Source organism: Vibrio sp. KUL80 (assembly GCF_059725495.1).
The window spans coordinates 2,452,988-2,474,395 of record NZ_AP045841.1 but is presented as its reverse complement, the minus strand read 5'-3'; the positions used below and the strand labels follow the sequence as shown (position 1 = coordinate 2,474,395).

At 47.9% G+C, this 21,408-nt stretch carries 19 protein-coding genes; 7 read left to right on the top strand and 12 right to left on the bottom strand.

Going from position 1 to position 21,408, the window contains the following annotated elements:
- Positions 1-5 precede the first annotated feature (5 nt).
- Positions 6-3,137, top strand: coding sequence for an efflux RND transporter permease subunit (locus AC6I8U_RS11350; RefSeq protein WP_498016927.1), 3,132 nt, complete (start codon positions 6-8; stop codon positions 3,135-3,137).
- Here the strand turns inward: AC6I8U_RS11350 and AC6I8U_RS11345 are convergent.
- Complete coding sequence (locus AC6I8U_RS11345; protein WP_498016926.1) at positions 3,134-3,259, bottom strand: hypothetical protein; 126 nt, start codon at positions 3,257-3,259, stop codon at positions 3,134-3,136. The genes AC6I8U_RS11350 and AC6I8U_RS11345 overlap by 4 nt on opposite strands.
- Positions 3,260-3,274: 15 nt before the next feature.
- Between AC6I8U_RS11345 and AC6I8U_RS11340 the strand changes: the two genes are divergently transcribed.
- Complete coding sequence (locus tag AC6I8U_RS11340; protein ID WP_498016925.1) at positions 3,275-3,988, top strand: hypothetical protein; 714 nt, start codon at positions 3,275-3,277, stop codon at positions 3,986-3,988.
- A 107-nt stretch (positions 3,989-4,095) separates the two neighbouring features.
- On the opposite strand, the gene AC6I8U_RS11335 is transcribed toward AC6I8U_RS11340, so the two are convergent.
- The 11 genes from AC6I8U_RS11335 to AC6I8U_RS11285 form a co-directional block, all read right to left on the bottom strand.
- Positions 4,096-4,350 carry a hypothetical protein gene (locus AC6I8U_RS11335; protein ID WP_234494168.1) on the bottom strand — a complete coding sequence of 85 codons (255 nt, stop codon included), beginning with the start codon at positions 4,348-4,350 and terminating at the stop codon, positions 4,096-4,098.
- A gap of 80 nt (positions 4,351-4,430) precedes the next feature.
- Positions 4,431-6,167 carry an ABC transporter permease subunit gene (locus AC6I8U_RS11330; protein WP_498016924.1) on the bottom strand — a complete coding sequence of 579 codons (1,737 nt, stop codon included), beginning with the start codon at positions 6,165-6,167 and terminating at the stop codon, positions 4,431-4,433.
- Positions 6,168-6,172: 5 nt separating this feature from the next.
- Entirely contained in the window at positions 6,173-7,678 is a 1,506-nt protein-coding gene (locus AC6I8U_RS11325) for an ABC transporter substrate-binding protein (RefSeq protein WP_498016923.1), read from the bottom strand.
- Positions 7,679-7,690: 12 nt separating this feature from the next.
- Complete coding sequence (locus AC6I8U_RS11320) at positions 7,691-8,563, bottom strand: ABC transporter ATP-binding protein (protein ID WP_498016922.1); 873 nt, start codon at positions 8,561-8,563, stop codon at positions 7,691-7,693.
- On the bottom strand, positions 8,563-9,318 hold the full coding sequence (locus AC6I8U_RS11315) for an ATP-binding cassette domain-containing protein (RefSeq protein WP_498018356.1): 756 nt from the start codon (positions 9,316-9,318) through the stop codon (positions 8,563-8,565). The genes AC6I8U_RS11320 and AC6I8U_RS11315 overlap by 1 nt, the downstream gene beginning before the upstream one ends.
- Positions 9,319-9,517: 199 nt before the next feature.
- The gene (locus tag AC6I8U_RS11310; protein ID WP_498016921.1) at positions 9,518-10,825 is read right to left on the bottom strand and encodes an MATE family efflux transporter; all 1,308 of its coding nucleotides are present in this window, start codon (positions 10,823-10,825) and stop codon (positions 9,518-9,520) included.
- Positions 10,826-10,848: 23 nt separating this feature from the next.
- Positions 10,849-11,763 carry a (2Fe-2S)-binding protein gene (locus tag AC6I8U_RS11305; RefSeq protein WP_498016920.1) on the bottom strand — a complete coding sequence of 305 codons (915 nt, stop codon included), beginning with the start codon at positions 11,761-11,763 and terminating at the stop codon, positions 10,849-10,851.
- Positions 11,763-12,590, bottom strand: a complete 828-nt coding sequence (locus AC6I8U_RS11300) for an ABC transporter ATP-binding protein (protein WP_498016919.1) — start codon at positions 12,588-12,590, stop codon at positions 11,763-11,765. The genes AC6I8U_RS11305 and AC6I8U_RS11300 overlap by 1 nt, the downstream gene beginning before the upstream one ends.
- A complete protein-coding gene (locus AC6I8U_RS11295) occupies positions 12,590-13,564 on the bottom strand; it encodes a FecCD family ABC transporter permease (RefSeq protein WP_498016918.1) in 975 nt (324 codons plus the stop codon). The genes AC6I8U_RS11300 and AC6I8U_RS11295 overlap by 1 nt, the downstream gene beginning before the upstream one ends.
- A gap of 2 nt (positions 13,565-13,566) precedes the next feature.
- On the bottom strand, positions 13,567-14,568 hold the full coding sequence (locus AC6I8U_RS11290; RefSeq protein ID WP_498016917.1) for a FecCD family ABC transporter permease: 1,002 nt from the start codon (positions 14,566-14,568) through the stop codon (positions 13,567-13,569).
- Positions 14,553-15,524, bottom strand: coding sequence for an ABC transporter substrate-binding protein (locus tag AC6I8U_RS11285; protein ID WP_498016916.1), 972 nt, complete (start codon positions 15,522-15,524; stop codon positions 14,553-14,555). Before AC6I8U_RS11285 ends, AC6I8U_RS11290 begins: the two co-directional genes overlap by 16 nt.
- 156 nt (positions 15,525-15,680) lie before the next feature.
- Between AC6I8U_RS11285 and AC6I8U_RS11280 the strand changes: the two genes are divergently transcribed.
- The 5 genes from AC6I8U_RS11280 (at position 15,681) to AC6I8U_RS11260 (ending at position 21,393) form a co-directional block, all read left to right on the top strand.
- Positions 15,681-17,825 (top strand): TonB-dependent receptor, encoded by a 2,145-nt coding sequence (locus AC6I8U_RS11280; RefSeq protein ID WP_498016915.1) that lies wholly within the window; start codon positions 15,681-15,683, stop codon positions 17,823-17,825.
- Positions 17,826-17,976: 151 nt separating this feature from the next.
- Positions 17,977-18,441, top strand: a complete 465-nt coding sequence (locus AC6I8U_RS11275; protein ID WP_498016914.1) for a Fur family transcriptional regulator — start codon at positions 17,977-17,979, stop codon at positions 18,439-18,441.
- A gap of 26 nt (positions 18,442-18,467) precedes the next feature.
- Positions 18,468-19,802, top strand: a complete 1,335-nt coding sequence (locus AC6I8U_RS11270; RefSeq protein ID WP_498016913.1) for a dihydroorotase — start codon at positions 18,468-18,470, stop codon at positions 19,800-19,802.
- 24 nt (positions 19,803-19,826) lie between these two features.
- A complete protein-coding gene (locus AC6I8U_RS11265) occupies positions 19,827-20,387 on the top strand; it encodes an LbetaH domain-containing protein (protein ID WP_498016912.1) in 561 nt (186 codons plus the stop codon).
- The gene (locus AC6I8U_RS11260; protein WP_498016911.1) at positions 20,377-21,393 is read left to right on the top strand and encodes a CobW family GTP-binding protein; all 1,017 of its coding nucleotides are present in this window, start codon (positions 20,377-20,379) and stop codon (positions 21,391-21,393) included. Before AC6I8U_RS11265 ends, AC6I8U_RS11260 begins: the two co-directional genes overlap by 11 nt.
- Positions 21,394-21,408 lie beyond the last annotated feature (15 nt).

Here is a 21,408-nt window from a genome sequence, read left to right as displayed (position 1 = left end):
TAACTATGCTAAGCAAGTTTTTTATCTATCGTCCCAAATTTGCCTTTGTCATCTCGATTGTGTTAGCGCTTATTGGTGCTGTCGCCATCAAAATGATGCCAGTTTCTGACTATCCAGACATTACGCCGCCAGTGATTAACGTCGTTGCTGTCTACCCTGGTGCCAGTGCGGAAACGATAGAAAGCGTTGTCGGTGCCGCCATAGAAGCAGAGGTTAACGGTGTTGACGACATGCTCTACATGGATTCGCGAGCGGCTAACGACGGGTCTTATCGCCTGCAGGTGACGTTTAATATCGGTACTGATCCAGATATGGCGCAGGTTAACGTTCAAAACCGCGTGTCTGCGGCGCTGCCGTTACTGCCTGCGGTTGTTAACAGCATGGGTGTGCAGGTATTTAAGGCATCGTCAGATACCTTGATGGCGCTGGCCGTACACTCTCCGAATGATACCTACAGTGAAACGCATCTTAATACTTGGGTCGAAATCAACCTTCAGGATCGCCTCGCTCGAATTCCTGGCGTCGGTGATACCAATGTACTTGGTACCAGTTACGCAATGCGTATCTGGCTTGATGTCGACAAAATGAAAGCGCTGAACGTGACAACCAGCGAAGTTAGACAAGCACTCATTGACCAAAATGCGCAATCACCAGCTGGTCAGTTAGGCGCGACCGTAGTCAGTGATGACGTGTCATTCCAAATTCCTTTACTAGGTGAGGAACGTCTTACTGACGTTGATGAGTTTGCGTCGATCATGGTGAAAACCGATGCTGATGGCAGCAATATTTATGTCAGTGATATCGCAGATATTGAGATGGGGAACGATCGTTATGAATCGTACGCCAGACTTAACGGTAAGCCGGCATCGTTAATGACGATTTCATTGGCACCGGGTGCGAATGCATTGCAAACAGGGGCTGCGATTAAAGAAATGCTCGCGGAGACGCCTTGGCCACATGATATGGACTATGCGTATCCGTTCGACATCACCAACTTCATCGAAGATTCCATTAGCGATATCACAGAGACGCTTTTGGTCGCGGCAGTATTGGTAGTGGTGGTGACGTATCTGTTCCTAGGTAATATTCGCGCGACGATTGTACCTTTGGTCGCTATACCAGTATCTCTCGTCGGCACCTTCTTCTTTATGGATGCGATTGGCTTTACCATCAACACGATTACCTTGTTTGGCCTGATACTTGCCATTGGTATCGTGGTGGATAACGCGATTTTGGTGATTGAAAATGTCGAGCGTCTACTGAATGAAAACCTAGACTATTCGCCAGCGAAGGCGACATTTGAAGCAATGAAAGAGGTGACTGGGCCGATTATTGCCTCAACTTTGGTTATGCTGGCCGTTTTCCTTCCAGTTAGCTTCTTGCCTGGTATCACAGGGCAGATGTTCTCGCAGTTTGGATTGACTATCTGTATTGCGCTGATTCTCTCTGCCGTTAATGCATTGACGCTATCGCCAGCACTTTGCTCGCTCATCATGAAGCGAGTAGAGAAACAACCTAAATGGTTTGTTGCGTTCAACCGTGGATTTGAAAAGGTCACTGCGGTTTATGGCAAAGCAGTCACGGTTGTGGTGCGTAAAGCCATTGTGCTATTGGTGCTCTTTGGTGGCACGATTGGCGTTATGGTTGCGATGAATCAGCAAATCCCGACGGCGTTTATTCAGAACGAAGACAAAGGGACCATGCTCGCGATCGTTCAACTGCCAGATGGCGCGTCGCTGGCTCGAACCAGTGCGTTTACTGAACAAGTCGAAAAGATCATTCTTGACGACCCTGCGGTTGATAACGTTGGTGGAGCCGTCGGCTTTGGTATCCTGACCTTCTCACGTCAGGCAAACTCAGCAACCTTCTTCGTTGACCTGAAACCATGGGAAGAGCGCCGTCTCTTAGAAGGAGACAATACTGCGCCGGGCGTGCAAGCAAGGCTAAATCGCGCGTTAAGTCAGTTCCCTCAAGGTATTGCAATGGCGATAACGCCTCCAGCGATTCCGGGTATCGGCTCTGGTGCTAACCTTGAGTTTATGTTGCAAGACCTTCAAGGCCGACCGAAAGCAGAGCTCGCGCAAACTATGCAAGAGTTGATTGCCGCCGCGAACCAGCAACCTGAACTGCAAGGTGTGTTCTCATTGTTTAGAGCGAACGTTCCGCACTTCGCTATCGATATTGACAGAGAAAAAGCGCGCCAATATGGCATCCCAGTTTCGACGATTAACGAAGCCATTATGACGAACCTTGCGTCAGCACGTGTGAATGATTTTTCATTGTGGGGACGAACTTACTATGTGTACCTGCAAGCTAAGCCTGAGCAACGTGTAGATCCAGAGGATATTGGTCGTATTCACGTTCGAACCGCTGCGGGTGAGATGTTACCGTTATCGGAAGTGGCGAGTATTGAGCCTACTTTGGTTCCAGATATCACTAACCGTTACAACATGCTAGCCGCGACGAAGATCTTTGTAGGGACAGCGCCGGGGTACTCGTCTGGTGAAACCATTGCTGCTATGGAAAGAGTGGCAGAAGAGGTGTTGCCAGTTGGCTACAGCTATGAATGGACCTCAATGGCGCTGCAAGAAAAAATGGCGGGTAACGCAATTGCCTACGCATTTGGCTTGGCGCTGATTTTCATCTACCTGTTTTTGGCCGCGCAATATGAGTCATGGGCACTGCCAGCGGCCATCATTATTGCAGCACCAACAGCGGCGGTCGGTACTATGATTGCGTTGGCGGCCAACGGCATGGCGCTCACGCTTTATGGTCAAATTGGTCTTGTTCTGTTGATAGCCCTCGCGGCTAAGAACGCAATCCTCATCGTAGAGTTCGCTAAGATAAAACGTGAGGATGAAGGCTTATCGATCGAGGAAGCTGCGATCGCAGGTGGTACTATGCGTTTTAGAGCAGTAAATATGACCTCTTGGTCGTTTGTACTGGGTATTGTTCCTATGGTTTTGGCGGATGGTGCCGGCTCCGTGGCTCAAAACAACATGGGTGTAGCACTCATTGGTGGTATTCTTTGTGTTATGACGTTAGGGGCAGTACTCACACCTGGCTTCTACGCGGTATTTCAGACGCTTCGAGAGAAACTGAAACCCAATAAAACGCCTGTAGAGATATTGGATTAATTCGTCATTGCGATCGTCATGATGTTATTAAAAGCCAGAACCTTGTGTTCTGGCTTTTTTGCACTGTCAGTGCGCTTGCCAAAAGCGACCTTGGCTATGATCTGTGCTTCTAATTTCGCCAATAATGAGGCACCTTCATGAATCAAGGCAAAAGAATACATTCAGTTATAAAGGCAGTAGGGTTTTCCGTTGTTTTCGGTTTGCTCATCACAACGGGTGTCTCAGCAGACGAAAAGCACCATGAAGACCCGACCAAGATTGTCACTAAGATTGGTGTTGGCTATTCAGATACAGCTTCACTGTCGGGCTCTATTGGTCTCGACGAAGTAAGAATGCTCAACGGCCGAGTCAATGACACGGGAGAGTGGCGAATCGGTGGTTCTTGGTTGTTTGATCTTGGCATCTTGAACTTCAACTTCAGCCGTACCGACTACGAAAACGACAGCTATCGAAACAACTACAGCATCGGAACTTACGTGCCACTGAGTTCTTTCGATATCGCGCCTGCTGGTTGGATGCTTTTCCCAATGGCGGGTTACAGCTACAACGATGGCGAGATGGCTGTTCCGTCAGATAATGATCTTGAAGATGAATATGTGCTAATGCGCAGCAAAGCCCACGGCGTTTATCTTGGTATGTTCGGTGTAAGACCAATCGCAGACACAGATTGGAGCGTTCTAGCTGTTGCTGGCGGTGCTGTAGGTTCGGAAAACTACACGAGTTATTGGGGTGGTTTGGGCATGAGCTACAAAATTAATAAGAACGCCTCATTTAACCTGTTTGCGTTTTTATCTGAAGATGATTATGGGAATAATAACAAGATTGGTGGCTCGTTTAGCTATCAGTTTTGATGGCTGAAAGCCCCCCGTGTCACTGGTGTTGTTACTCATAAGCCAAAAGAGCGAGCATATTACCGATATGCTCGCTCTTTTCTTATCTGTCATACGCTTGTGCTGTTTTATCCAAGCAAAACCGATGTCTCCAACACATGCTGAGCGTTCTCAAGCATCTGTGGGTACTTGGTCATAAGTTGCTTGTATTTATCGTCAAGCGACTCCAGCGCGTTCATTGCACCAAACATCTCAAGAGTTTGTTCTGGTTGAGTGCTTAGCAAAGCTTTTAGGCTTTCAAGGGAAACGTGATTGGCCGTTTCCACCTTTGCTATCGCGCAATCTACCATCTCAAGGGTAATCTGTGTGTGATTGTTGTTCATTGCATTGCTTCTTAGAATTTTGTTTTGCCAGATAGTAATCAAGGCGGCATATTTACACCTTGATTAGGATCATGGACAGCTTAATCATCGAACAACAAGTTGATCGCCACACCCATCAAAACAAGACCTGCTATCGGTCCCATTACGCCTAGTGGAGCTCGTTCGATATACGGCAAGTTCTCAGCAATCATCAACCCCCATTCTGGTGAAGGTGGCTTGGCACCTAGACCAATAAAGCTAAGCGCTGTGAGGCTTAAGGTGATCACTGGTAATCTTAGTAGTGCGTGCCTCAATAGTGGCGGCATCACGTAAGGTAGAATGTAATGTCTTAGCACCTTAACGCGACCCGTTCCCCAGATAGGGGCTAAGTGGGTATAGGGCTGAGCTTTGGCCTCCGCAATGAGGCTTGAGCAGTGAGCTGCAAGCGGTGCCCAAGACACAAAGACGATAGCGATCATTGCGCTACTCGGATGCATCCCAGTTAAACCCGCAACCAACAGACCGGCAATAATGTACGGCACGCCTTTAGTAATCTCGATAAGACCTTGGCTTATTCTGGTGTTGAATCCCAAAATGATGCCAACAAGTAAACTCAGCAAGGTTGCGATGAAGCCTTCTTTGAACGTCGACAGCATACCTGCGCCAATACGAACCATTAAGTCTCGACCAATACCGTCTGCGCCAAGCGGCGCTTCAAGGCTAGGTGCGGCTAATCTGACGTATTGGCTAGTATATGGGTCCCGAACTAGCGACCATAAAAAAACCAGAAATAGAACCGCAAAAATAGAGTAAGCGGTGAGGCGCTTGCCCTTACTCGAAGTGAATGAGAACGTCGTGTGACTACTGATCAGCTTGCCGCTTTTTAAGCTATGTCCAAGAATCCATTGCTGGATAAGTAGCCCGATACTACTAATAAAGATCGAGATCAGTAGCAGTACTAGAAGCCCACCTTGCAGCATCGGCAAATCTTGCGCTTTAGCAGCGCCAAGGATGAGTCGGCCAATCCCGGGAATAGAGAAGATCTGCTCTACAGCAACTGCGCCGCCGGTTAAGCCAATCATGATCATCGAGATCTGAGGAATTAGGCTACTAATAGCGCGTTTTACCGCAAACCTTAGGATTTGGTTTGGGCTAACATTCGCGCTCAGCCAAGTAATGACCCAAGGTTCGTTAAGAACGCGTTGCAAGCTGTCTCTGAGAAGTCGGCTAAATAAACCACTGGCAGGTAATGCCAGCGCTAGGCTTGGTAGCCAGATATCTTGCCAGCTCTGCCAACCATAAGGTGGAAATAGACCCAGCCAGATGGAAAAGACCAGTATCAGTACCGAGGCGATGACATACTCTGGCAGCGATATCAGCACCGTACTTAAACTGTTGTGAGTTTGAGCGAGTTTGTTGACCTTCCATCGATAGAGCGTATGCAGTAAACCAAGACCGCACAGAAAAAACGTCAGCCCGAGTGCGAGTGACATTAAGAAAAGTGAGGTAGACAATGTCTGCTGAATACCTTCTGAGACCGATGTGCCATCAATCCAAGACACCCCTAAGTCGCCTTGAAGGGCGTCACCTAGCCAATCAATTAGCCTTTCAGTGGCAGAGCGATCGAGTTGAAGATCCTCTCTGACCGCTGCAAGTGCTTCGGGCGTCAGCAGATGTTGCTGACCAGCACGAGCTCGAAGGATTGATTGGCTTGGGTCGATGCCAGCAATATCCGGCATTAAACCTACAAGGATAACGACGACAATAAGCGACGCTAAACGCGATAGCCACGGGGCGATCGCGTTTAACGACAGTCTAGGTGCACCAGCAGACATCATTGCGCTTAGTTAACCTTAGTTTGTGCGTCGATCAGACGGCGCTCACTTGGGTCACGAACCGCATCTGTTACGCGCACACTTTCACCTTGAACCACACGCTCGTGAAGCAGCGGGATCGCAGCGAACTCAGCAAGGATTTTTTGCTCAGCAGCAATGATAGCCTTCTGGCGTGGTTCACCTAGAGGTTGCAGATCGGCGTGAGTCAGTGCTTCATCTACGGTTTCAGAACAGAACTGACCGAGGTTGAATGAACCTTCACAACCAAAGTCACTTTGCATGTAAGCCACTGGGTCACCTGAGTCCAGTACAGTTGCACGTGACAGGATGAACGCATCGAATTTGCCAGACAGTGCATCGTTTTCGATTTGCGCGTACTCGCGGATATCAAGCTCAACTTGGAAGCCTGCCGCTTCTAGCTGCTGCTTAAGTAGTGCTGCAACTTCTGGTAGCTCTGCACGGTCGGTAAAGGTACCGATAACGATTTTCTCACCGTTAGCTTTTTTACCTTCTTCTAGAGGTGCTGCTTCTGGACGGATTGGTGCAGCCCAAGCGAGAGCAGGACCTAGGAGGCCTTCTGCGATATCGGCATGGTTTTCGTAAACGGTACGGATTATCTGCTCACGATCAACGGCAGTCGCCGCCACTTTGCGCAGCTCAAGCTGACTGAATACTTCAGACTTGTTGTTGAGGTAAAGAGTGTTGGTACGCGGCATAGCGACTTCGTGGAGCAGGTTTTCATCCAGTGTCGCGATTTGGGAAACTGGCACGGCTTCTACAACGTCAGCCGTACCAGTGCGAAGTGCTGCAGCGCGAGCAAAGCCGTTTGGTACGTATTCTGCGATAACCGTCTCAATCTTAGCTTTCTCGCCCCAGTAGCCATCGAAGCGCTCTAGTTTTGCGCTGGTGGTGCCGTTGATTTCTACAAGCTCGAATGGACCAGTACCTGCACCTGTTGGGATAACGCGGCCGTTATCTTGATATGCGCTGGTAGCCAGAATCGCCAATTGAGGGCTTGATAGTCGGCTTGGGAGCAGTGGATCGTTGAAGGTCGTTTTGATCTCAACGTGGCTTGCATTCAATGCGGTCACTTCAAGGTCGATGCCATCAAGAATACGCGGCTTTGGCGCGGCATCGAGTGCTTTTTGAAGTGAGTTAACCACTGCATTGGCATCCAGCATTGAACCATCGTGGAATTTAACCCCTTCACGGATCGTAAAGTGCCAGGTTAGTGGGTCAACTTGTTCCCATTCCGTTGCAAGCATTGGCTCTGCTTCTGACTTCGGTGTTAGGTTGATAAGCGTTTCCGCCGTGCTCCAACGAGAAAGCTTGAAAGCATCGTCTGAAAGTGGCGACAGACCTGTACGCGGTGGCTGCATCATAGCAACACGAATCTCTGATTTTACCGCCGTGTCAGTGGCTGTATTTTGAGCTTCTTCTTTTGAATCAAAACAGCCTGTTAATGGCAAAGCTAAAGCAAGCGCACAGGCTAATTTAATGGAATGGAAACGCATAGTGAGGGTTCTCTATTGTGTTTGTGAGTTGGTGTTATGTTTATTGGCCGCCGAAGTCAGCGACTGGGCGTGGATTAACGCTTTGGTTGTTGGGTGAGTCGGGGAGTTCATAATGCGAGTAGCGCATTCATGCTCCACAACTTGCCCTTGGTCTAAGACCACAATATCATCGCACAATGCACTGGCTGCGCCGAGATCGTGCGTGACTAAAATGAGTTTAAGCGCTCTTTGTTGCTTGAGCGTGTTCAGCAGATCAATAAGACGCTGGCGGTTAACTGGGTCAAGGCTGCTGGTGGGCTCATCGGCTACCAGTAACTCAGGCTCAACGATGAGCGCTCTGGCAATCGCGACGCGCTGCGCTTGACCTGTAGAGAGTTGACTTGGCGTCAGGGCTAATAGCTCTGGTCGAAGCCCAACTTCTTCTAGTGCTCGTTGTGCTTTTTGCTGATGGTTGCCCTCAATACCTAGGCTCTCTAGCGGTTCAGTCAACACTTGGGCAACGGTGTAATAAGGGTTGAGGCTAGTATGTGGCTCCTGCGGAATCAGCTGGATTTGCTTACACAGCGCAAGACACTCTTTGTTAGAAGTGATAGGCAGCGTGTGTCCCAACACCTTGATGCGACCTTCTTGTGGCGCGCGTAATCCAAACAAGAGTTCAATCATTGTGGATTTGCCCGCACCCGAAGGGCCGACAATCGCTACACTGCGCTCGGCAACCTTGAGCGACACCTTATCGAGTGCTTTAAAAGGTTTACCGCCCAGCCACTTGGGCATTGAGTAGTGGTGCACACTGACATCTTCAAACAGTACACTTGATACTGCAGCGTTATCTGCGTGCTTGGCTTGTTCTAGACAAACAGCTTGTCCCGAGGAAATAGCTGGCATCAGATCAATCCTCTTAACGATTGGCAAAAATCATGTTCGCTGCATTCGAGCGCATGGCGAGGCTCGCCGTAGGCAATGACTCGGCCTTCATCAATCACCACCATTTTGTTGCACTCTAATGCGCTATGGAGATCGTGAGTGATAAGAATGCCAGCCATGTTGGTGTTTCTTACACTCTCTCTGATTAGCGTTAGGATCTCTTGTTCCGTCACCGGGTCTAGCGCACTCGTTGGTTCGTCCGCAATTAACAGAGACGCTTTACTTAGCAGCCCAATGGCGATGCAGATCCGCTGTCTTTGACCGCCAGAGAGCTGGCTTGGATAAAGCTTGAGGATTGCTGAAGGGTCAGAGAAGCCAAGTCGCGTGAGTAATGCGGCGATAGTGCTTCGGTCATCTGCTTTGGGCTTGGTGCGCCAACCGGTATGTGCCAGCGTCAACTGAGCTTCTACCGTTACAAGAGGATTTAGAGCCTGAAGAGCATCCTGAAAAATAAACGCTGGGCGCTGCTCTGGTGCTCGCTCTATGAGGGACACATTACTTACGTTGGTGCCCGCTAAGAAGATATCGCCTGAAACCACCATCGAGTCAGGAGTAAAGCCTGCAATTGCCTTTGACAACATTGACTTACCGATACCAGATGGACCCATTACGGCAAGCATTTCACCTGCGTTGATGTCGAACTGAATATCTTGGAACAAGACGCGTTCTTCTGACTGGATTGAAAGCTGGTTGACAGTAAGGATTGGGGCGTTCACGGAGTGGCTCTGACGACTGATGTTATAACGTAACAATCGTACCACTTTGCAACTGTTTTTAGAAGTGTGATCGAGAGCTAATTTTGTCTATTGTGGCCTTAAAGTGGTCTTTAACAACCAATAAAAAGCGCTCTTAATGAGCGCTCGAATGAGAGTGATTTAGCTATTTTTTCAGTGCATGGATAGGGGAGTTACTTTTCTACTCAATACACTTCTTTTTTACTTGAACTATGAATGGGTATAAGAAGCCAATACGACCACAGTAGAACAGAGTAAAGGCGAGCCAAAGGCCATGATTTCCCCATAGTTCGACACTAAATGCCTGTACGGCAAGGAACACAATCAGCGTCGCAATGCTTGAGTCTCGAACCGGTCTTGTCGTTCCTGTTCCGGTAAATATGCCGTACACGGTCAAGCCGAAACCTGCCACTAGAGGGAACACGAGTAGCCATGGCGTCATTTCCTGATACAAGCCGACGATGGTCTCTAGGCTTGTGAATAGGTAAACCCATTGATTCTGAAATAGAGCAACGATTAGTGTGAGCAGAACAATCAATCCAGCTGTCCACTGGAAATTGAGCTTCAAAACGCGATCAAGCATGGATGGGTTTTTCTCGCCGACCGCTTTTCCTGCGAAGACACTCGATGCATTCGCCACGCCGTCAAAAAGGTAGCTGACGATAAAGGTTATCTGCATCAGGATAGCGTTAGTCGCGAGGATGTCGGTACCAAGCTGAGCCCCTGTTCGTGCCATCATGTTGAAGAAGGTGAGCAAGCAAACTGTGCGTAGCAGTAGATCTGTGTTTGATGAGACGATGGTCGCGAGATCGCTTTTGGTCATCTTTGAAGCTGACATGAGCGATGACAACGATACTCCAGCTGTTCTGAGCACCAAACTGATACCAATGGCGAACATCACTATTTGAGCGATCAAGCTCGCATAGGCAACCCCAGCGACACCAAGGTCAAAATAGAGTACAAATACAGCATCAAGCACGATATTAAGAACGTTGCCAAAGACTTGGGTATAGAGCGTTTCTTTTGCTTTCGCTTGACCCATTAACCAACCAATAACGGTGTAGTTGAGCAAGACAAACGGAGCACCAAAGATAAGAATAGAAAAGTAGATCTCAGCTTGCTGCGCCACATCGGCTTCAGGTTCAATGATCCAAAGCGCACCCTGCCAGAGCAAAGATTGCAGGACGATAAACACCAGTCCAACAGAGGCGGCGAGCACAAACGGTCTCATCAGGCTGCTTGCAAGAAGACTTTGATCACCTCTTCCGAGTGCTATAGCGCTTTGACCCGTCGTGCTGACACGAAAGAAGCCAAATAACCAATACAAGGTATTCATAATCACTGTACCGACGGCAACACCAGCAATCAGCTCTGCAACACCTAGCTGACCGATGACGGCAGTGTCTACCGCGCCAAGCAGTGGCTGAGTGACGGTTGAAACAATAAAGGGTAGGGCAATCTTGTAATAGTCTTTGTGAGAGATAGTCATGGTAAAAATAAAGTAGTCCGCAGTTAGCCTTGTGAAAGGGTGTGTTTAAGTGCTGTTTGCACCATACCAATCTGTTCACCTGGCTCGATAAGGTTGCATGTTGTGCATTTTGCTTTGCCATCAATCTTATACTTCAAGCAGCAAGTCTCGCGACGCACAAACCACTTTTGAAAGCCTTTGAACTCAACTTTCTTGATTTCATTTAACTCGCCGCCTTTGTTTTGTACTTGGTTACTCAACGATTGAAACCATTGGTTCTGGATGAACAAATCAGCGTTGGTGACCTGTGTATCTATGGGGCGGTTAAAGAGCTTTGAGTATGCTAGCCCACACGCATAAAGTGCATTTCCCCAAAATAACTTCGTTGCGACTTTCTGAGATTTGAAGTGCGGCTGCATCGCTTCACCCAAGCGTGTAATGACTTCCGCGAGCTTTTTATCTAATGCATCATGGTTGGACACCGGAGTGGAGTTAGCAACATCTGATTGAGCTGCAAGTACAAATACATTGGTGTCAGCGGGTATAGACAATTTTGATACACGATGATCGTCCCCGGTTTCTATATGTAGATCTTCAAATGAGAGATCTGGCACGCAGTTAAATCTGAGTCTCAAGCCAATCAAAGAGGTGAACAGGCAGGCATTGAGCGTTTTTTGCCAGATGGGCGCTGCGAACGGCTTCTTGGTCTGCATAAACTCACTAAAGGCAGTCACGGCAGTGGAAAACTCTTGCTCAAACCATGTCGTTGCCGGAAATCCCGAAGGCGAGTCTTCAATAGAGAGTCGGAAAAAAGGCTCGTGTTGATTGAGTAGACCCTGCATACCTTTAAGTGATTTCGGTGCGTCACTCAAGATTGGATAGGTTTGTTTTAGAGTGAGCTGAAAGCTTAACATCGCTTTTTCGACATCAATCGGGGTCGATTGGGTTACTGAACTCATTAACTGTCCTCTCTAACAAATGCTTTTGGCAGGCAAAACACTTTATCGTCGATAATTTGCATTGACCCTTCAACTTTAAACACAGTTTTGAGTGTGTATTCGGTCAGTACGTCTAACGGTGAACCTTGCTTGAGAATCTGTCCTTTTTTCATCAGGACGAGCTCATCACAGAATTGGGCCGCTTGGCTCAACTCATGGAGTACGTAAACGATAGTGAGACCGCGCTCCTTGTTGAGTCTTTGCAATAGCTCGAGAAGCTCTAGCTGGTGGCCAAGATCAAGATAGCTCGTCGGTTCATCGAGTAGTAACCACTTTGCCTCTTGTGCTAGACACATTGCGAGCCATACACGCTGACGTTCACCACCTGATAGCGTGCTGACGACGCGTTGCTCGTAACCTGCGAGTCCAACCGATGCGAGAGATTCTGACACCACCTGTTTGTCACGCTCGCTATTACCTTGATACCACTTTTTGTGCGCAACTCGCCCTAGAGCAACGAGTTGCTCGACCATTACTCCCTCGGGTGCTGCTGGATGCTGCGGCAATATTGCGATGTGTTTGGCGAGCTGTTTAAGCTTCCAATCGCTTAACGGCTTTCCTAAAAAGCTGACCTCACCAGAGCGCGCTTTTATGGCACCTGTCAGGGTTTTCATCAGTGTACTCTTACCGCAGCCGTTGGGTCCGATAAATGACGTGACTTTACCTTCTTTTAGCTCAATATCGACGCCATTGAGAATCAGAGTATTTTGGTACCCTGACACCAACCCTTTACCCGCAAGTGTGGCAGTGTTGCTATTCACCTGAGTAGATGCGAGAAGTTCTGACATTATGAGTTTCTCCTTAATAGAAACAGGAAGAAGGGCACGCCGCATAATGCGGTAATCACGCCTGCAGGGATCTCCGTGGGAAAGAGTAGGGTTCTTGCAAGCCAATCAGAACCTGCTAGAAAGATGCTGCCGAGCAGCATAGTGGTAAGTAGCGAGTGTAATGGTTCATTGTTGGTGAGCATTCTAGCCATATGGGGGATCACAAGACCAACGAAGCCGATAGGACCAACGGCCGATACTGCAGGTGCTGTAATCAATGCCGTACCAACGAGCAGTAACATGCGAAGTGTTGGACCTTTAATGCCAATACCACGCAGTACACTGTCATCATAGCGAACCCATTTTAGCGGCACGAAGACAAGAGCAACGAAAAATAACGTGGCAATAAACCAAGGCAACAAATAACCGATTTGCTCCCAGCCACGCCCGTACAATCCGCCTGCCATCCACTGTAGTGCGAGATCGGTTTTGCCTTGACCGATAGTAAAGATTAGCGCAGAGCTAAGTGCACCGATAATCGCCGTCATCGCCACGCCAGTGAGGAGGGTTAATGAAGTCCCGGCGAGTTGGCTTATCACCAGTATTGGCAATGTTGCCAACAGCCCACCCAACATTGAGAAAGACACAAGCGCACTTTCTGTACTGATACTCCAACCAAACCAGCTAGGCAAGAGAAGCGCGCAAACAGCGCCAAAAGAAGCGCCGGCATTGACGCCTAATATGCCGCTATCAGCAAGTGGGTTTTTAAGCGTGGTTTGCAGTAAGTATCCGGATACTGCAAGCATCAAACCTGCCATCAGCGCAAGCAAAATTCTCGGTACTGTGATTGACCAAAAAGGATGGTAGGTTCCGTGAGTCCAGAAGGCGTGACCTGCTTGCCAGTGAGCCTTTGGGATCATCACAATCATCAGGGTAATAATCAGAGCGAGTAAACTTAGAGCAAGAATTCCTGATTTTTTCGTATGGCTTGTCATAGTCACACCCTTGCTCGGTTGATGATTAGATACAGAAACCACGGAGCCCCCATCGCTGCGGTGAGCACTCCAATTGGGATTTCTAGCGGAGACAATAACGTTCTAGAGAAGTAGTCAGCAACGGTGAGCAGGCTAGCGCCGATGAGGGCAGAAATAACAATGTTTCCTTTTAGCATTCGAGCAATGTGTGGTGCGACGAGCCCGACAAATCCAACCGGACCAAATGCGCCAACAGACGCGGCCGTGAGTATCACCGCCAGTAATCCAAACGCCAGTCGATACTGGTTGATAGCGACACCGACACTGCGTGCTACCGTATCGTCTAGAAGTAGGTACCCTAGCTGACGCTGGCAAATTAGAAGCAAGATTGAAATAGGCACAAATGCCATCACGAGAGGCCAAAGCACGTTCCAGTTTGCGCCCGCGTTGCTGCCGGTTAACCAGAAAAATAAAGACTCACTATCAACACGATCAGAAAGCAAGATATAAGTTACTGCGGCCTGACAGAAAGCGCTTACCGAGATGCCTGCTAATGCTAGACGAGCCGGTGTGACCCCTTGCTTCCAACTGATGGACAGTGTCGTGATGCCACCAATGAAACCACCGATAACCCCCCATGCGATCATAGGTAATGGTAGGGCGTACATCATTGCAATTAGGACTGCCAGCGAGGCGCCCGACATAACTCCCGTCAGGTTGGGGGATGCTAGCGGGTTCTTTACAATGTCTTGCATTAGATGACCCGCGATAGCCAAAGACGCTCCGCCAATAATGGCAATGAGTGTGCGTGGTAGTCTGAGCTCCCAAAACACTAGGTATTCACTTGATGTACTCGCGGTGGTGAGAAACGTCCAGAGATCAGAAATTGAATACTGATAAATGCCGTCGGTCAATGACCAGAGCGTAATGAGGAAAAATCCTACAACCGATACGAGTAGTTTCCAATACGCTGCCGTTGCGCTTTCTTGAACCTGCGTTGAACCTGAGGTTAATGTGCTAGGCATAGTGCCTCCTCAACCTTTGCAAGCGTCGGTGCGGGAAATAGCTCAGGGTAGGTTTTATATGCAATGTCCATGGCGACCCATAGCCTTGAATAAGGTCCCTCGGCTTCACGCCACGTCATATCCACGCGGTAGACACGTTGATTTCTAACAGCACTTAGGTTTTTCCACACCTTAGATTGGGTGAACTGGGGATCAGCGCTGTCGTACATAAAGATCACGTCAGGGTCGAGTTTCATTAACCATTCAAGACCCACCTGCCCAGAAAACGGTGTTTTTGCTGAGTAAGGTGAGGCACCATTTGCAGCCTGGATGTTTAGACCTTCCATCAAAGATACCGTCATAAAATCAGAGTAGTAAGCTCTAGGCGTCACACCTGCGCTGGTAAGGAACATACCAGTTAATGGCTTGTCTCCCTTACTCTCGATGATCTGCCGTTTCATGTTATCGAGCGTTCTCAAAAAGCACTGGTTGATGCGTTTACCTTGTTCATGCTGACCTAATGCTGCCGAACCCACCTCGACGGCTCGCAGACTATCTTCGAGGGTTATCAGGTCGAAGCCGTATGTCGGAGCGATTTCCGCATAACGTTGATAGTAAGGTGAAATCATGCGCTCGAGCCCAATCACAATGGTAGGTTTCGAGTTATATAGCGCTTCAAAGCTAGTGCGGGCACGCGAGCCCAGAGACGGAATCGATTCTAACGAACGCAGATAGGCTGGAAACGTGGTTGAGTAAGCTGAGACAGCGACTGGCTGGATACCGAGCGCTAACGATAACTCCGCACCAAACGTAGAAATACTGGCGACTCTAGGAGCTTTTTGCTCCGACGAAACATTTTCTCCCGACGATACAATGCGCCTGCCCCCATCATCGATGAGTTCAGTGCTGGCAAAGCTGGAAATTGAGAGTGCTGCGACAAGAAGAGTAGCAATTCGGGAAAGTTGGCTAAAAAACATTCAGAATAAGAATGGTTATCATTGATATTTACATTAATAGAGAAGCTGCTAGACTAGCACGCTTCTAATTCTCAGACAAATAATAATAAGACTCAATTGGGTTTGATAGCTTCTGAGAATGTGTCGCGAATTTTTATAAACATCACGGGTAGTATTGTGAAAATCTCCAACCTAAGTCTAGCTATTGGCAGTGTGTTAGCTCTGGCTGCACCTTCGCTATATGCATCAGAAACTGCAAACACAGATGAAACCATGGTTGTAACGGCAAGCCGTTCGCAACAGAAACTTAGCGACGTGCCTCGTTCGGTAACGGTAATCGAGAAAGAGCAGCTAAGTCGAGTTATGGATCAGAGTCGTAACATCAACGAAGCGCTTTCTATGCTAGTACCGGGTATGGGTACCTCAGTGCACGGTAATTTGAGTAGCAAAGGTCAAAACCAAATCCGTGGTCGTCGTGTTCTGCTAATGATTGATGGCGTATCACAAAACAACAGTTTCCTAGACTTTGGACAAGAGCTTTCTTCCATCGATCCGCAAAACGTTGAGCGTATCGAGGTTATTCGTGGTGGTAGTGCAGTTTACGGTCTAGGTGCGCAGGGCGGTATCATTAACGTGATCACTAAGCGTCCAGAAGCAGGTGAAACACAGTACCGCACCAAAGTGGGTACTAACTTCCAAGAATTTGGCAGTGATTCACTAAGCTGGAATGTGTACCAAGAAGCGCAAGGCGGTAACGATACTGACCAGTGGCGTATCGGTCTTGGTTATGATCAGCGCGGTGGTAGCTACGACGCAAGTGGTAACCGTCTTCCATCAGTAAACAACGCTGATGACATGGACAATATTAACCTGAACGGTATTTGGAACCGAGATTTCGATGCAGAGCGCTCACTGACATTTAACTTCGGTGTTCGCCGCATGGAAGATAACGATGGATGGTGTGCTACCGGTGGTAACGGTGCTGAGGGCAAACCAGCGGAAGCTGTGCATTGTGGTCCGGGTTACAACAACAACGTAGCCGGTAAAGTTGGTGTGAACGGTCCAGCCCAGCCAAATAATGTTAAGCGTACTTTTGCAAATTACCAGTTGCGTTATCAAGATATTGGTTTCGCGTGGGGTATGCTAGATGTCACGGGTTACTGGATGACTCAAGATACCGAGACCTTTACGCTGGCAATGAAGGACAATGTCCCAGGCTCTCCGACAGAAGGTCAAACGTACTACGGTCACAACATGACAGACTTTGATCGTTACGGCATGAAGCTTAACATCTCGAGCATGGTAAGCTGGGCAGACATCACGTGGGGTATGGACGTAGAGCAGCAAAGCTTTAAGCAACCAAACAGCGTTGGTTTCTACAACAATACGCCAGATGTTGAACAATTTGCGATTGCACCTTTCAGCCAGTTTGCCAGCCAAGTGACAGACAATACGACGCTTTCATACGGCGTACGCTATGAGTATGTGCGTCTTGGTGTGGATGACTTTATCGTAGGTAATACCCATGCTAACGCTGGTAAAGCGGTTCAGGGTGGTAATCCTGATATTAGTGAGTTCCTATTTAATATTGGCGCGACTCATTACTTAACGGATAACCATCAAGTCTTTGCCTCGTTTGCACAAGGTATGTCAACGAACGAAGCTCTGCGTGCAATTCGTACCGGTGATAGCGATAACGTTGAAGGCGCGATTCAACCAATCAAGACGGATAACTACGAAATTGGTTTTCGTGGTGTAGTGGGTCTTGCTGACTACTCTCTGGCAGGCTTCTACAGTTCTTCAGATCTTGGTTCAACACTGAACTACGATGAAACCAATAACCGCCTAGAAAGCACTCGGGCACCTGAGCGCGTTTGGGGTGTGGAGGCGACATTAGGCTTTGACATCATGCCAAATCTACGAAACGACAATACTGTTTCTTGGCAAGAGGGTGAGCGTAAGCTGGATGGAGACAGCGAATGGCAACCACTTGACGGTACTCGCATTGCGCCGATTAAGATCACCTCTAGCTTCTTGTATGACACGCAAGACTATGGTCGCTATAACCTAAACCTTCTGTATTCAGGTGCTCGTGATAAGTCAGACGAGATCACCAGTGGTGCAGGTTATGCTGTCGAAAGCTTCTTCCTAATGAACATGGGCGCTTACTACGACCTTCCAGTTGGTACTATCAACGTGGCAGTAGAGAATCTACTTAATGAGAAGTACATGACGCCTTATGCTCAAGCTGAGCGTAACAACTCTCGTTACTACTTTGCGCCAGGTCGTCGTATTTACTTAGGCTACGAAGTTAAGTACTAACACAATATAGTAACTGATTCCAAAAGCGCTCTTTACGAGCGCTTTTTTTATATCTGACAAAAGATGTCGATGCAATGAGACTATTGGGTTGTTTCAATTGTTATGTTATAACATTTTATAAGTGAGTAATATAAATGTATGAGTGCACCTAATGAGTTCAATTAATGACCTACTCGCTCATGCTGAGCGACATTGCACGTCTCAGGGAAAAAGACTGACAGCGAAAAGGAAGCAAGTGCTGTCTATATTGTTGAGTGCTAGCAAGCCACTCTCTGTCTATGAGTTAATAGACTTTGCGCGCGAGAAGTACCGGGTAAATCTTCAGGCAATGTCGGCCTATAGAATGCTCGAGTTCTTAGAAGAAGAACACTTGGTTCACCGACTTAATGTTTCGAACAAGTATGTGGCATGTGCTCATATCCATCGCGATTGTGAGCATGGCATCCCTCAATTTCTGATCTGTTGTAAGTGCGACAAAATTGTCGAACAGACCATACATCCATCAATGATCACCAACTTAGAATCAAATGCAGAGCAAGAAGGCTTTACCGTGGTTAGCCCTCAGCTAGAGATTAACTGTGTGTGTGATCAATGTGCCGCAGATGTCGGCAAGTAAACCAATTAAGGAGATAAAGTCACCCCATGTCATCAACGCTAATTATTAACGCCAAAGTGGTCAACGAAGGTGAAGTTCGAGAGACGGACGTGCGTATCAAAGGACAACGTATTGAGCAGGTAGCGGCAAATCTTAGTGCTCTGCCTAATGAGCAATTGATAGACGCAAAAGGGGCCTACTTGATGCCTGGTATGATTGATGACCAGGTACATTTTAGAGAGCCTGGACTCACTCATAAAGGCTCGATTGCAACAGAGTCACTGGCAGCAGTCGCTGGTGGTATCACAAGTTATATGGAGATGCCAAACGTTAGCCCTTCTACCACAACCATCGAAGCGCTTGAGCAGAAATACGCTATTGCTGCAAAAAACTCTGCCGCCAACTATGCCTTCTATCTTGGTGCGACAGAAGACAATTTAGAGCAGATCAAAAGACTGGATCCTAGCAAACACTGTGGTGTTAAAGTCTTTATGGGGGCATCAACCGGTGATCTCTTAGTGGAGCATCCGGAAGCGTTAGATAAGATTTTCCGTGATTCTCCGGTATTGATTGTGACGCACTGTGAAAGCGGCGCTGTGATCGCCGAGAACAAAGCTCGTTTGCTTGAGACTCGCTCTGAGTTCACCATTGACGATCATCCTTTATTGCGTGATGACAAAGCATGTTATGCCTCTTCATCCTACGCGGTCGATCTGGCGAAGAAACACCAAAGTCAGCTGCATGTATTGCATATCACAACAGAAAAAGAGTTGAGCTTGTTTAAGGCGGGATCTGTGGCCGAGAAAAATATTACTGCAGAAGCCTGTGTGCATCATTTGTGGTTCACTAATCAAGACTATGCCGAGAAGGGTAACTTGATTAAGTGTAATCCTGCGGTGAAATATCAAAGTGATCGTGATGCGATTATTCAAGCGGTCAAGACGGGTCAAATCGATATCATCGCGACTGACCATGCTCCTCATACGTTTGAAGAGAAGCAGGTTGAATACGATAAAGCACCAGCGGGTTTGCCATTGGTGCAGCACGCTCTACTTACACTTATGGATCACGTTCACTATGGCAGATTGAGTGTTAGTGACGTGGTCGAAAAGACAGCACATAACCCAGCTATTCGCTACGGTGTCGAGAATCGCGGGTTTATCCGTGAAGGTTATTTCGCTGACCTTGTACTGATTGATTGTGATTCAGTCACCCCAGTGACGCATGAGAATACCTTCTACCATTGCGGCTGGTCACCATTCTCTGGGCATTCTTTCTCCTCTCGAGTCAAGCGTACGTGGGTAAATGGTCAGATGGTGTTTGACGATACTCAGCCAGTGCTCGTTGATTCTAATGCTATGCCACTATCATTCAGCCGTTAATCAGGAAGTTGTAGAGATTCCAATATGTTAAGAAAAAACCCAACGGGTCATATGCCGGTCGTATCTGAAACGGCGTTCGTTGATCCTACCGCCATCATCTGCGGCAAAGTCGTTATTGAGGACAATGTCTTTATTGGTCCTTATGCGGTGATTCGAGCGGATGAAGTGAATGATGAGGGTGATATGGAGCCAATCATCATTAAACGAGACACTAATATTCAAGATGGTGTGGTGATTCACTCAAAAGCGGGCGCAGCCGTGACCATAGGTGAGCGCTCTTCCATTGCTCATCGCTCGATTATTCATGGTCCTTGTGAGGTACAAGACGATGCGTTTATTGGTTTTAACTCAGTTGTATTTGATACAGTCATTGGCAAAGGGTGTGTCATCCGCCATAACTGCGTTATCGATGGACTAGACTTACCAGATAACTTCCATGTGCCGCCAATGACGAACATTGGTGCTGATTTTGACCTCAACAGCATTTCACGAGTACCGCCTAAGTATTCCGCTTTCTCTGAGTCTGTTGTTTCAGCAAACCACACGTTGGTACAAGGCTATAGGAGAATCGCAAATGAGCTCTGAGAGCACGGTCATAGAAAGTGTACCAACCAACATCATTACAGGCTTTCTTGGTGTCGGCAAAACATCGGCAATTTTACATCTACTCAAGAATAAGCCCGAGCACGAGCGATGGGCTGTGCTCGTCAACGAGTTCGGTGAGATTGGTGTTGATGGTAGCTTAGTGCAAGGTCAATCCGGCGAGACCGAACAGGTCTTCATTCGAGAAGTACCAGGTGGTTGTATGTGCTGTGCGGCGGGGCTACCGATGCAAATCGCGCTTAACCAGTTACTGCATGAGGCGAGACCAGACCGTTTGCTTATTGAGCCTACAGGGCTCGGGCATCCAAAAGAAGTACTCGAAGTTCTATCCTCTGAACACTATCGAAAAGTGTTGTCGCTGCAAAAAACGCTGACGCTTGTTGATGCCAGAAAGCTTTCTGATACTCGTTACACCAACCATGAGACATTCAATCAGCAAATATCGATTGCTGATACCGTTGTTGGTAGCAAAATCGATTTGTATCAAGCTGACGAGAAGCAACTGCTGGAAGGGTATGTTGAGCAGGTGGGGCATCCTGATGCGCAAGTGATATTTGCAGAGCACGGAAATATCCCTTTTTCAGCCTTTGAAGGCGCAACACTAGCGAATGAGCAACATCACCATCATCACCATCATCACCACCATCATCACTCATCAAAACCGCTAGCCTCAGAATTGCCAATGCCTGAGAGCGGTATGTTAAAGGCAGAGAATGAAGGTGAAGGCTTTAAGAGTGTTGGCTGGCGATTTGCACCAGATAAAGTGTTTGACCGTCAAAAACTGGCACTGCTGCTTTTAGACCTGAAGGTTGAGCGCATGAAAGCGGTGTTTATCACCAATATGGGTATTTTTGGCTACAACCTAACTTCAGACGGGATAACTGAAATGGAGCTGGATGATTGTGCGGAAAGCCGAATTGAGCTTATTGCGGATAAGCTTGATGATGCTATCGAACAGCGGCTCCTTGCCTGTGTCGCCAGTGTTTAGAAATCGTATCACTAA